This is a genomic window from Paenibacillus sp. FSL K6-1122, assembly GCF_037977015.1.
Taxonomy (GTDB): Bacteria; Bacillota; Bacilli; order Paenibacillales; family Paenibacillaceae; genus Paenibacillus; species Paenibacillus amylolyticus.
Genome location: NZ_CP150272.1, coordinates 2,222,803 through 2,236,397, shown reverse-complemented (window position 1 = coordinate 2,236,397; position 13,595 = coordinate 2,222,803). Strand labels below are relative to the sequence as shown.

Sequence of the window (13,595 nt, the reverse complement as noted above, 5' to 3'; positions counted from 1 at the left end):
TCATCAACTTAATTGCCTTTTTTCCTAATAAGGATTTAAGTACATGATTTCAATTATTAAAAAAACTTCGACAATTAGGAATTTAGTTATATGAATTCAATTAATTAATTGGAATTTTATACATGTTTCTTCATTCCCTACAATAAAAAGCATTGATTTTGCTCGGCTTAAACCTACATATATTAGTTCCCTATACTCATTAAAGTCTAAATAATCCATTCCCCATAAAAAAACTATTTCAGATTCTAACCCTTTAAATCTATTAATAGAAGTCATTGATACAACGTTTTCTTTTAAAAGATCATTTTCAAGATATTGTATACTTTGAGGAAGGGGATGCTCTTTAAGTGCGTCAAAATAAATCTGTTTATATTTTGCATCACCTATTAAGACGGTGATATTCTTTGGATTAACTTTTTCTTCTAAAATCAAATTTAATATTTTCGTATGAATTTTAATAGCCTGTTTATTTGTATTGTTTCCTTGTTCAAATTGTATCTCTTGACCTTCTATATTTGAATGTTCGACAGAATCACCCTGATAATATTGATATGATGCAGTATGAATTGGTATTGTATTTCTGCAATTCTTCGTTAATGAGTATATACCTTCATCTGAAATTGGGAAGGTACTCACTCTTGAATATAGGTTTTGGTTGTCATCATAGAAGATATAAAATGGACTTGAATTCTGATTACATAACATTAATTCTAAAGGTAACCAATATTCTTCTCTAAAGTCTTGACCTTCGTCACATACAATAGCGTCATATCTATCTAAAATAATATCTAAAGAATAAACAAGTGCATTAGGAAGTTGTACATCATATTCATCTTCACCCGGAAATGTGGTTTTTGCTTCCGATAATAAATTTCTTTTACTTATTCCATCTGCTTCTTTAATTTTTTTATAACAAAGTTGATGGAAATCCATAACGTCTAATCTTTCAGTATCTCTGCATATTTCTGAGAGATGATCTGCAAGCGGTCTATTATAGCATGTTAGTAAGGTAGAAAATCCTTCATTAGCTAACCTTTTAGCCTTTTCTACAGCTAAGATTGTTTTCCCCGTCCCAGCTCCTCCACTGACTACTACCCGCCGTTGTCTTCTTAGCAAATCCAATACTTTGATTTGTTCATTTGTCAGTTTTATCCGAATTTCTTCGTTCTTTTCTAAACTTGTCGAAACTAACACTTTAACCGAAACAGAATTCGCAAATATTTTTCGAAAAACCTCAACACCTCTTGTACCTAAGGAGATTGTTGAAGCATTTTCCTTGCCCCACCATTCAAAACAATTTTCAATCCACTGCTTAATGCTAGTCATGTTATCCAGTGTACCGATTAGGTTGGTTGGCATATCAGCTCTACCTAACTGTAATGGGTTTCTTAAATCGGGAAAAAAAACGGCATGCCCACTACTTACCTTTTGGTAGCCACTTTTTATCCATTCTTCATTTTCGTAAAGTTTTTTTCGAATAGAGTACTTTGCATTTTTAGATTGCTGTATAGGATCTTTAATTAAGTTCTTCTGGCTGTAACGATCTATTGAATACCATTGATTTGTTATAGAATCGAATGAAATTCCGCCCCCTTTAACTTCAACACATAAGTACCCCTTACTAGGGTGGCAGATCACAAAATCAGTTTCACCATCTCTAGCTTTATCATTCTCTTCTTTAAGAATCCATGCAACTTGGGAAAACACAATAAAACTATCCGGTAATTGTGACTTTAACTCCCTATATACTTGAACCTCTCCTTGTGAGACAACTTGAGAGAGTTGTATTTCTGTTAAATCTGGTATCATTGTAGCCAATTTCGTTATCCCTCCATGATTTTAATTTGTGTCAAATTTAGTGGTATTCTTTTCTCACCATCTTGAAAATTTACAACTAGTAATTTGATTTTCCCCTTCTTAATCTCAGCATTAATAATTCCTTCTCCGAATGTTTTGTGAATTATTTTAACTCCTGCAACAAATCTATCTACTGTACTATCCTGTTCAGCTATAGATTTCCAGCCGTAATCAAAAGCATATTTTGTGATTTTTTCAAAAGGATTCTGAATACGATAGATACGATAATTTTCCTCATCACCAGCGTATTCAACAACGTATATCCAAAAGCGATTTGAGCTTTTAGCCATTTTTAATTGAGCAGTCGAAAGAAGTGCAACATCATTAGTGCTCCATTCGCCAAAAAAGCCATAGACTCTAATATATCTTTCAACTTCTTTAGTATCATTATTACATGCAATAATATCATAAGATTCTTGCATTTCTGGAAGCTCAACCGGGTTTCGTCCAACTTTTTTCTCGTAACTTAATACAATTTCTCTTGCTTTCAGTTGCAATCTTTGATTACTTTTTCCGGTGAATTTCTTGAGATCCTCTCCAGATTCATTCGAAACATATGAAAGTAATCGAGATTTTTTATTGTTTCTACTCAATTTCTCATCATATTCTGATGAACCTATGAAATTTTCTTCGTCATTAAAATTCCCTTCCTTATCTTGCTCACTAATATCACCGCTATTAGATCTATAGTTTGTTTTTTTAGAATTTATTTGAACTTGTTCAGAAACAAATGAATATTGGGGATTGCTTTCATTTAACACCAAATCACCTTGTTCCAAGAACAGCTCTAATTCTTGATCTTCTCCACGTTCAAATCTAATAATATCCTCATCAGGGGAGGGATAAATTATTTCATATGTGCTAATATCATCAATAACTTCACAGACCATACTCTCTACAACTTCATATCCTTTAGAATTTAACCATCTAATAGTTTCATCATCAGAAAGCTGTAGTAGTAATGCAACTTCCCTATCCCTATCACTACCATCCAGCTCAAAAAAGGAACTTAATGAATTACTTAAATTGTATAGAGTCAATGGACTACTTAACGAACCTGAATAATAAATAGAATTGGTTTCCGATTCAAACCATGAGTCAATATTTTGGTTGTATATTTCTTTTCCCGACTTATTATTAAAAACTAAAGATAAAGATTGGGTTTTATAAAATTTCGTTTTGTTAATTTTTCTTATTATCTTATTCAAAGTGATTCTTGGATCTTCTGCTTTGAAGCTTGCAATAATCGTAGCAAAGTACTTCGCTTTTTCATATAATATATTTTTAAGCTCCTGATCACTTAGAGCTCCGTTCGTTTTTAGTTGAAGATCATCACTTTGAACAATTGGAATTTCAAATAAGGTCAATAAATTCTCCTTGCCCTTAAGTACCTCTGATATTTTAATGAAGTAACAAGAGTTAGTTGGTGGGAGTAATCCTTTTACTCCGAAAAAGTAAAGAGAAGATACTGATTGGAATGTATCATTCGTTGATAATAATTTTAACCCCTTTATTACTGTATCTCTGTCTATTAAATTTGTAGATGGCTCATTCTTAATTAATTGTCTATAGATAGATTCAATTTGCTTAAATGTATCATTATCTATGCTGTTTTCCTCAAGATTCTTAAGTAGTTTAAAACAATCTTCAATTGTAATTAACGTCCTTATCCCAAGATACTCTTCCTGATCTCTACTAAATTGGATATCTTCATGAACTACAGGCGATAAATTCTTTATTACTCTTTTCAAACTCCCTGAATATAGTTCATTGGATTTGTGACAAATCCCTTGATTTGATGGTATACACGGATAGCTTGCTACGTAATATTGAAAAAATGAAGTTACGGCTTTACTCTCTAACCTTGTATAATAAATTGCCTCAGCACTATTGGATTGGATTTTTTTCCAATGATTTTCTAAAATTAATTTCCAAAAAGAAAGTGAGAACTTGTAGTTAGAACAATATTCTATATATTCTATTAGCATAAAGTTTCTAAAACCATGTTGTTTTTGATAAATGTACGGTCTAGTTATGCTGTTATAAAAAACCCCTTTGTTATCGATATACTGTAAATAGGACTGAACTATCGGATACTTCCTTTCTAAGGTTAATCTCTCAATGCTCTCTTCTATTTTAAGGCCAATGTTCTCTTTGACACCCAATCTTGTGAAAAATCTCTTCCATTTAGGAATTTCCGTTTCATGCTCTACATATTTATCTGATACATAATTTCCTTCCGGGAAAATCTCCTCTATCTTCAGATCGGGCTCATAATAATTTGGCAAATAACATTTATTAGGAAGTTCTAATTGACCTCTGTTATTGAAAATCTTAAGTTTATACAGACCTCTATAATCATTATCTTCAAGTTTCCCCTTCTGGTAGATAGAAAATATAAACCTTCCTATTTGAAAAACGTTTTCTTTATTGAGCTTATCTGCCTCGATCATCCTCATTATTGATCTTCTAAGTATATCAACTTCGGATGGTTCTTTTACACCCAGAGCACCTAACCATTTAACTATTTCACTGTTGTTTTTAATGTTTTCATATATTTGAGAATTAATAAAATTAAGATCGATGATCTTAGTTATTTCTTCTTTACCATCGGCTAGGGGAAAATATAAATTTTCTGGTGATTCCAAGTGATCCCCTTCAGTTAACATAAATGTAGCTGTTTTCAAATGTTTGACCCAATCGATTACTTGATCATTTGAACCTTGTCTGTATAAAAAATCAATTAATCTTAAACTAAGATCTATACTTGATTTGAATGTCAACTTAAAAAGATCTGTCGAAAAAAACTCTCTTAGATCCTCTATATTAAATTTTTTCGCGCCTAGTGTTGCTAGTCTAGCTTTATTCTGTATATTACAATCCGCAACCTTCAATTTATTATTACAATATTTCTCAAGTGTTTCCGTACCAAAAACATCTGAAAACCCTGTGTAATCCAAAATACAATCATTTATTTTCAGTAACCTTTCTTCGTCACCCTGTATTGGAATAAAGGGGATTTTGGCGATTGCCTCATCAAGTCCAGAATTAAAAGACTTCAAAATCAAAGAAGATGTAGGAGGAAATTTATGTTTAATTAATTTTGAAAACTCATACTTAAAATTGTTTTGATTTGCTAATTCAGCTAACCAATTTATTTTACAAATTGCGATTTGCTCGAATATAAATCCATTCCAATCATTATCAAGAATTTGAGTCCTTTCAGCATTTGTTATAAAGTCACCATTAATTAAAAAATTGAAATTAAGTTTTACCTTTGTTGGTAAGTAGCAATATATTAAATCATCTGAAAGATCCTGTATAATATCGTTTACTATTAAAGCTGCAAATGTGATTTTTGTAGAAGTGGCTCTCCTTAACTTTTCCGGACATGTAGCAGGATCAAGTGACTTGATTTTTTCCCTTGTATCTTTATCTACAGGAACTACAAATTCTTTATACAGCCAGTTGCTTTTCAATTGTCCATTTACAAATAAACTTCTCATATTACTGCTATTACTACTAGCTGGCTCTCGATTCAGTTCAAGCACTTTGATCCCACTGTCGATAAATGTTATTTTTTTAATATGTCGTAAAAACAACATTACTCTAGAATCATTTAAAACTGCTAATACCTCTTGTTTGATTCTTTCATTATCACTAATAGAAATAACCGTGATAACATTGGATGTATTTAATTCAGTTTTAAGCTCGTTAAGCAACTCCGACTCTTCAAACCAGATAGGAATTATCTGCCAAGGGTATTCCTTAGATCCGTTCCATTCGCTATGATTTTTATCAAATTTAAATGTGAACTTATTGGATAAGATATGTACTTGATCGCTTGTGCCAAAAATGGATTTAAAACCAATGCCCTTGTATCCCGTTTTCTCAATGTTTTTTGTCTTACCACTATCCCCACTACCTACATCAGAGATACCTTTAACATCCTCTTCAGAGAAGTGCTTTCCAGTATGACTAAAAATCAAATAATTGTTTAATAATTTTAATTCTATCTCAACGTTAGCGGCACCTGTTTCTCTAGGAGAATCATCGGCATTCTGAATTAACTCAAAAACAAATCGATTCGCGTCACCAAACACGGTCTGGGTAAGTATATTTAAAAGGCCGGCAAGTGACTTGGAATTACTATCATTTTTTGATTTTTCTGCATATAACATTTTTATAAATTCTTTTTCTTTCATCATTTTTCTCCTATGTTTGTTTGATTTATGACATCAATTCATCAGCATAGAAACCTTCAAATCCATTTCCTGAATCTATCATTTCAACGTATCTCTAACCGATTTGAGAACCTCCTTACCGTTACTAATTAGCCATATAAGAAATTGAGCTCACATGCTAAAATACATCAATATGGTGAACCCAGCCTAATCTTTTTAACTCTATCTCATGTTCTAAATAAACTGCTTCATTTAGTACAATACACAACAAGTCAGTCGGCCTAGTCATAGCAACGTACGCTACTCGTAAATGCTTTTCAACGCGTTCCTCAATAGTTGGATTATTTTGTCCAATCAGATACTTAATAATACTCTCATTTGTTTTAGAGAAATAAAAAGTTTCCAAATAAAGGGTGGCAGTATGTGTCTGTCCTTTAACTCCATGAACACTATCCAACTCAATTTCTAAATTATTATATTTGTACGTATTCTCCTTTTTTTGATTAACGGCCACAGTGTTAGAGACAGGAGTATCATTAATAAATTGATCTCTAGATATATCAACTTTTAAACGGAATAATCGATTCATGATAATAGCGATAATATACTTAAAACTTACTAATACAGACTTCTCTTTTTCTATTAACAAAACTATTCTTGCAAAGTATCTGTGAAGTATTCTATATAACCTCTCATCACTTTCTCGTAAATACTTTAACAAAGATATACCTGAAAAATATCTGCCTTCATGAGTCTTAATGTCATTCATACGTAAGTACTTCAAGATTGCTAAAATAAATCTGTTATAATATGCCTTAGCACCTTCTTTTTCAATTACTACTCTATCGAGCTTAACTAAGTAGCTCTGAAGCTCAGTGAAGTCTTTATTTATTTTTCTTCTAGTCTCGTTTTTTTTAAAACCAGAATAATAACTTGTTATAGAAAGTCCTTCAGTTTTGTCCTTAACCAACCCAACTGCTTTAAAGATTGTATTTCCCCGCTCATTAAGCTTATATTTAATGATTAACTTAGAGTAAGTTTCAAGTACATGTGATACATCGTCATTCTTGTAAGTAATTATTACTGGTGAAATTGGAACTCCACTCTGAGGTACCTTGCCTTGCATTCCGTAAGGATTTAACGCTACAACATCAGCAACTTTTGCTATGTTTTTACTCAGTCTGTTACTATTTTTAATTAATAAAGGATCTCTGGGCTCCCAAGCGCAGCCCTTGTCGTCAGATTCATAAATTGTTTGTTGCGGATCACCAAAGCATTGGAAGGTTACTTTTTCCTTATCGAAAGTTTTTTCTAAAATTTGCATCTGAAGTAGGCTAGTATCCTGCATTTCGTCTACAAAAACAAACGAAAAACGCTCAGAGAATATTGATTGCAGCTCTTTTTGAAAATCATTAACGTACCTAAGTGCAAGTCCTTGAAGCTCTTTGTAGGAACAAACACCTTCATTTTGAAGGCCATGAATCAGATTAATGTATTCTTTATAAGCATCTGAGTTAGGATTCTTTAAAAGAGTAGCCTTCTTGTTAAAAGCTACCTTTTTAATAGTATTGTCGGTGTAATCTATTTCTAAGGAGCGCAGTAAGTCTTCTTTTGCTCTATTTATGATATTATTGTCTCTCGAATCTTTAATCTTTTTTTCAAGTCTTCCATAAAGAAAACCATCTAGTTTACTTCCTGAAAATGGAGGGTACAAGGACTTATATTTTCTTACTAATCGTAATTTATAATCTTCAGGTTCAAAGATCCTTGAAATTCTTGAAGAGTGATAGTGAACAAATGCTGGACTTGCTAAAAACTTACTAATAAACGAATGAATTGTCCCAACAAAGTTTGGATAAGAAAGTAGGTCATTAGCTTTGTCTCCTAGCCGCTCTTTAACCTCGTCAATTGCAACGTTTGTATGAGTTAAAATACATATTCCTTTATTATTTTTAAGAGGTAAATGTCTTGCTAGAATTAATAACTTTGCAAGTAATACCGTGGTTTTCCCGCTCCCTGGGCATGCAACTACATCTCTACTTTCCATACATTTTATAACATTGATTCTCGGCACATCAAAGCCATTCTTTATATTTAAAACTCCCGTCGCGTATGCAATGTCTTCATCTGTTATGGCTAACATGTTTAAGCTCCTGTCACATAGTCTATTGCATCAATTAAGTACTTTAGATAAATATCGCTTCTGATACCATCTAATTCCTCCAAAGTGAAGTTACGTTCTTTCAAAATTTCAGAAAAGCATTGAGCTACAACAGCTTTCGAAATATTTTGCTTAAGCACTACATCTCTAACTATCTTTGAAGCCAACATGAATGGGTCATCGGTGGCCCATTCACTAATTTGTATCCCAGCTTCTGTAATATAGTCACTAATTTCTATGGATTTTTTTACTTCTTTGCCCTCTGTTAATGCCTTATCTTGATTAATATATTCCCTTGCCATTAGAATTGAGGCGAACAGTTCCTTTTTCAAGCAACTACAAGCTATATCAAATTCTAAAGTCCACTCATGAGAAATATAAGCTTTTATATTTCCATCGCTATATTTGAGTTCTTTATCAAATTTTATTGCTTGAGGAGTTCTATCAGCAAGAAAGATAAGATTACCAGAATCTTTGTCAATTTTTGATACTGGTTCGTCACAATCGGTAACAATTGCAACTGGTAGTCGCATCATCGGTTCTTTCATTCTAGCAAATATTTTTGAATATCTTAGCAGTGCAGTACTCCGCACGTTAACAATAGAGACTCCGTTCTTAGCAAAAGATTTTCCTAGCTTATCGGCTAATGTGGGCAGTAATAAGTTCTCTGCATCACCTTCAACAATAATAACTCCTTTTGCGAAAAATAAATTGGCCTTCGTAGCGTCTAAAAATCTTTGTAAAAATTTATAGTCTCCTTTGTGTAGTTTGGTACTGCCTTCTGCTAAAGAAAAAGCCTTACCTTCAGTAAACAAGATTAAATTATGCAATTTGATAACTGAAGCTAATGTAACACTGTGAGTTGTCAATAGTATTTGCATTGGAGATGTGCTACTTTCACTTAATTCTTGAAGGTAGTCCATTACCCTTATCTGGGCTTGAGGATGCAAGTGAGCCTCTATTTCCTCAATCAAGGCGATATTTATCCCTTCTGTTTTTTCGATTTGCAAAAGTAGTAATTCAGCCGCGATGTATAGTTGATTAAGCGAGCCTAGACCTGACTTAGTAGTAACAAGCAAAAGATCGATTTTTTCCAAGATCATTTTCAAGTTAACTGCAGCTATCTCTATATTTGAACGCAACAAATTTTTATTATCAGAGAACTTCGACAAATAAATATTAATTGATTTTAGAATCTTTTTCTCATCACTGGTAATTTCGTCGTAATTAAAATAATTTCTTATTTTTTCATTAGCTTCCCTAATAATTTCAACCAGTCTATGATCTTCACTCATAGAAAACTCGGGATGTGAATATAAAATCTGAGACAATCGTGAATTCCTTTTTGCTGCGAGTTCATTTTCAGCATCTCTCAAGGGTTTAAGGTAAATCGTTCTCAGTAAATCACGTGCTTTGCTATGTAAAATTTGGCCCTCACTATCACTTCCTGCATGAACATCGTCAATTATTATCTTTCCTTTAATATCCTTTTTAGCTGTCAGGAAAACCCGAAGATTATATTGTTTATCTGAATCAATAGTGATCCACTCTAAGAAATCCTTCGCTTGATTCACAGAAAACCCTTGAAAAATGCATTCAATTTTCAGTTCATTAGAATCATTATGAAAATCTTCTTTCTCAAGTCTGGAATAATCTCGACTCTGAGTTAACAATACAAACTTGACTGCGTCGATTACTGCCGATTTTCCTGCATCATTTTCACCAATAAGGACATTTAGACTTTTATTTAATACGAGAATCAGTCCAGGTTCACCGTTAGTTCCCTGACCAAATTTTCGAAAGTTAGTAATTCTGACTTCTGAAAGAAACATTAACAAACGCTCCTCTGCTTAGGTAATTTGTCACCCACCCATATAATTCGACTTCTTCCGTCATTTCCCTTTAGTGGTTATGTAATTACGCCTTATAGTTAGCAAAATCATCAAATTTATTTCTATATTATACCCCTGACACTTATACTGAGGAGGTAAACTACATGAACGATAAAATCATTGTAACAACAAGAAAAACAGCTGTCACAGGGGGCGTTGCTCTTGCTGGAAATGCGGCAATAACTCCCATAACTTATATCTGGTATCGGGTTTTGGAAATTGTCCAAATCGCTCATACGTAACTGACAAACATTGCTTCAAAAGCCCTAAAAGGAGTTGATACAAATCAGTGAATGGTTAATGGGAAAAAGGGACAAGCTCAGGTACCGAATGATGAAAAGACAAAATCTTGAACCCTCTTTTGCTTCTGTAATTTACACAGAATTAGGTTTTGGTTCAATGGAGCATTAGGAATTTATGTCTCCGATGGAGAAATTATTGATCTTAGTGGGAGAGGCAATATTAGAAAGGTAAGCTTTCAAGAATTCACAGGACACCTAACAATCTTCAATCAATGAAATCTATGTTCCCTGTTATGCTGATTGGGATAACACCATCTCTTTTCCCCAAGCTGGTCGAAAAGCGTTAGAAATGGAGGGCAAGTATCGAAATTACAATTTAATCTTGGATAATTGCCATCAATTTAGCGCTGGTTGTTTGACCGGAGATTTTGAGAACAGTAACAATTTTCTCTGGATGTTGAAAGACACCGCCAAGCGTAAATTAGGAGAAATATCGTCTGGAAGAAGTGGGATTGGGAAAAAAAGGTTAACAAGATTCATTGATATGAGGAGAGCAAAAATTACTGCTCTCCTTTACAGTTAGATACAATCAAATAAACATGGTAAGTAATTAATCCCTTCATTTACTGGAATGGATACAGGATTAATACCTAACTCATGTAGTTTTTTTATTATCGAATCAAATTTCTTTTTATCCTCGGCCTCTCTTCTAGCCTTCCATCATACTAATAATATTTGGAATTTCGATTAGTTCTTAACCTTCTGTCGTCTAAAATGTTTCGTAAATCTGGATGACATTATGTGCAACATTAGTGGCACTCAATCAAAAAAATCATTAAAAATTTCTCCACTGTGACCATCAGTGTGACCACAACCACAAAACCGAACAATTTTCACATATGCAAAAACCCGCCAAACACTCGGAAATCCTTGTGTTTAGCGGGTTGTTTTAGTATGGAGCCTAGGGGGATCGAACCCCTGACCTCATCGCTGCCAGCGATGCGCTCTCCCAGCTGAGCTAAGGCCCCAGGATATGAAATAGATAACTTGTCCAGCACTGCTAACGTTCCACAGGCGACTCCTATATCATATAAAATCCAGCTTTCGCTGTCAATCACTTTTTCAAGATCCAAAGTGATTGGAGAAGAACAATCGATTTCTCTGGTACACACGGACTGGAACTCCAGACTGCTCTTCTCCCTTTACCAACTTCACTAATCCTCCAGATCGTCTTTGGACAACAGGGATTTCAGTTCTTTCATGAACATATTGATATCTTTGAACTGGCGGTATACCGACGCAAAACGGACATACGCCACTTCATCGACCGGAAACAACTGTTCCATCAATAGCTCACCAATCTGGCGACTCTCAACTTCAGCATCAGCTGTATTACGCAGAGATTTCTCCACTTCAGATACCATCATCTCCAGGGTCTCTACGGAGACTGGACGTTTCTCACAGGCACGAATAAGCCCGCGGAGAATTTTGTCCCGGCTGAACTCTTCACGACTGCCATCTTTCTTAATGACGATCAGTGGAGTCTCCTCAATCATCTCAAACGTTGTAAATCTTCGGGCACACTGCTCACACTCACGGCGACGACGAATGGATTTTGCTTCGTTGGCCGGACGCGAATCAAGCACTTTGGTACCCATATAACCGCAATAAGGACACTTCAAAACAGATCACTTCCCACGTTTTACTTTTTACCACATATTCCCTGTACTGATTTTGTAATGAAAAACGCATTGCCGACACATAATACTTTTACCAACCCGCGAGGAGGTGAACAGCAATGGCACAAAGCAATGGTAACTCCAACAACTTGGTGGTAACTAAAGCTTCCGCAGCACTCGAGCAAATGAAATATGAAGTTGCTCAAGAACTCGGAATCAGCATCCCACAAGACGGATACCAAGGTAACATGACTTCTTACGAGAACGGTTCGATCGGTGGATACATCACGAAGCGTCTGGTAACAATTGCAGAACAGCAATTGGCAGGTCAATACCAATAATATCTGCATCGTAATACGCTACACAGAGGAGCATGGAGCGGCCGGTGAATAACCGGCCTGCTCTGTGCTTCTACTTATATACTTAGAACGTATTATAGATCTTTACATACTGATTATAATAGTAAATGACTCTTTGTACATAGTGACGCGTCTCACCAAACGGAATATCTTTCACTGTATCGAACGAGCCATCCCATACACCATCTCTAAGCCAACTGTTCACTTTGCCTGGACCCGCATTATAGGCAGCGATCATAACTGCTTCATTGCCATCGAATTGATCGGATAGATTTCGCAGATACCATGTGCCTAATTGAATATTTCGTTCAGGCTCGTGCTTCAATTCCTCCAGCGAAGTGTCGGGAATTTTGGCTTGTTCCAGTATCCAGTTCGCCGTGTCCGGCATCAATTGCATGAGCCCAATGGCACCTCGTTTGGATTCCTTGCTTGTCTTGAAATTGGTCTCCACCTTGATAATGGAAGCAATCAGAAACGGATCAACCTCATAACTCTGAGATTGGGCACGGATCTCTTCCTTATAATGTATGGGATAGAACCATGCCATCCAGTTTGTATTCAGAAATAACACCAGTACAAAGGACACAAACATCAACAGCAGTACACGTTTCTTACGCAATATTCTCATAACAAACCCTTACGCTGTAGATATGAGTCAATTTGCTGCTCCGTCGCAGGCCATAAGCCGCTGTTATCGATGACAATGTCTGCCAGCTGTTTTTTGCGCTCAATATCCATCTGTACATCCATTCGAGCCTCGGCCTGTGCTGCAGTCATTCCATCCCGACTCATCAAGCGATCTCGTTGCACTGATCTCGGGACATATACTACCATGACTTCCTCGAAACCATCCTCCAGGCCTGATTCGTAGAGCAAAGGAATATCAGATACCACAAGTTTATCCGGATGTTGCAACGCGTATGCAGCAGCCCGTTCGCGCATCTCTCTTCGGATCGCCGGATGTGTGATAGCCTCCAATGCCTTTCGTTCCTCTGGTTGTTCGAAAACAATACTTCCGAGCTTTTTCCGATCCAGTGTTCCATCTTCGTTCAGTATGGCTTGTCCGAACCGCTTAACAGCGGCGGCCAACACGGGATGCCCGGGCATCATAACTTCCCGGGCAATAACGTCTGCATCGATGAGCAACGCTCCCTTACTGGCGAGATAGGCGGAAACACTGCTTTTGCCTGTCGCGATCCCGCCGGTTAAGCCTATATTCAT

General features: G+C 35.3%; 9 protein-coding genes and 1 tRNA gene. 2 read left to right on the top strand and 8 right to left on the bottom strand.

Annotated elements, in window-relative coordinates:
- Positions 1-96: 96 nt before the first annotated feature.
- The 4 genes from NSQ20_RS10040 to NSQ20_RS10025 form a co-directional block, all read right to left on the bottom strand.
- Positions 97-1,809 (bottom strand): NERD domain-containing protein, encoded by a 1,713-nt coding sequence (locus tag NSQ20_RS10040; protein WP_340033014.1) that lies wholly within the window; start codon positions 1,807-1,809, stop codon positions 97-99.
- A gap of 14 nt (positions 1,810-1,823) precedes the next feature.
- On the bottom strand, positions 1,824-6,065 hold the full coding sequence (locus NSQ20_RS10035; protein WP_340032367.1) for a DUF3883 domain-containing protein: 4,242 nt from the start codon (positions 6,063-6,065) through the stop codon (positions 1,824-1,826).
- A 154-nt stretch (positions 6,066-6,219) separates the two neighbouring features.
- Positions 6,220-8,184: a UvrD-helicase domain-containing protein gene (locus NSQ20_RS10030; protein WP_340032366.1), complete on the bottom strand. Its 1,965-nt coding sequence runs from the start codon at positions 8,182-8,184 to the stop codon at positions 6,220-6,222.
- Positions 8,185-8,186: 2 nt separating this feature from the next.
- Positions 8,187-10,034, bottom strand: a complete 1,848-nt coding sequence (locus NSQ20_RS10025; RefSeq protein ID WP_340032365.1) for an AAA family ATPase — start codon at positions 10,032-10,034, stop codon at positions 8,187-8,189.
- A 164-nt stretch (positions 10,035-10,198) separates the two neighbouring features.
- Here NSQ20_RS10025 and NSQ20_RS10020 point away from each other — a divergent pair, with 164 nt between their 5' ends.
- Entirely contained in the window at positions 10,199-10,336 is a 138-nt protein-coding gene (locus NSQ20_RS10020; protein ID WP_340032364.1) for a hypothetical protein, read from the top strand.
- A 955-nt stretch (positions 10,337-11,291) separates the two neighbouring features.
- On the opposite strand, the gene NSQ20_RS10015 is transcribed toward NSQ20_RS10020, so the two are convergent.
- A tRNA-Ala gene (locus tag NSQ20_RS10015) sits at positions 11,292-11,364 on the bottom strand.
- Positions 11,365-11,550: 186 nt separating this feature from the next.
- Positions 11,551-12,018, bottom strand: a complete 468-nt coding sequence (nrdR, locus tag NSQ20_RS10010) for a transcriptional regulator NrdR (RefSeq protein WP_036609807.1) — start codon at positions 12,016-12,018, stop codon at positions 11,551-11,553.
- A gap of 116 nt (positions 12,019-12,134) precedes the next feature.
- Here nrdR and NSQ20_RS10005 point away from each other — a divergent pair, with 116 nt between their 5' ends.
- Complete coding sequence (locus tag NSQ20_RS10005; RefSeq protein ID WP_017689472.1) at positions 12,135-12,356, top strand: alpha/beta-type small acid-soluble spore protein; 222 nt, start codon at positions 12,135-12,137, stop codon at positions 12,354-12,356.
- An 82-nt stretch (positions 12,357-12,438) separates the two neighbouring features.
- On the opposite strand, the gene NSQ20_RS10000 is transcribed toward NSQ20_RS10005, so the two are convergent.
- Together NSQ20_RS10000 and coaE are read right to left on the bottom strand one after the other, a co-directional pair.
- Complete coding sequence (locus NSQ20_RS10000; protein WP_036609809.1) at positions 12,439-13,002, bottom strand: lytic transglycosylase domain-containing protein; 564 nt, start codon at positions 13,000-13,002, stop codon at positions 12,439-12,441.
- Positions 12,999-13,595: a dephospho-CoA kinase gene (gene coaE, locus NSQ20_RS09995; RefSeq protein WP_100529451.1), complete on the bottom strand. Its 597-nt coding sequence runs from the start codon at positions 13,593-13,595 to the stop codon at positions 12,999-13,001. Before coaE ends, NSQ20_RS10000 begins: the two co-directional genes overlap by 4 nt.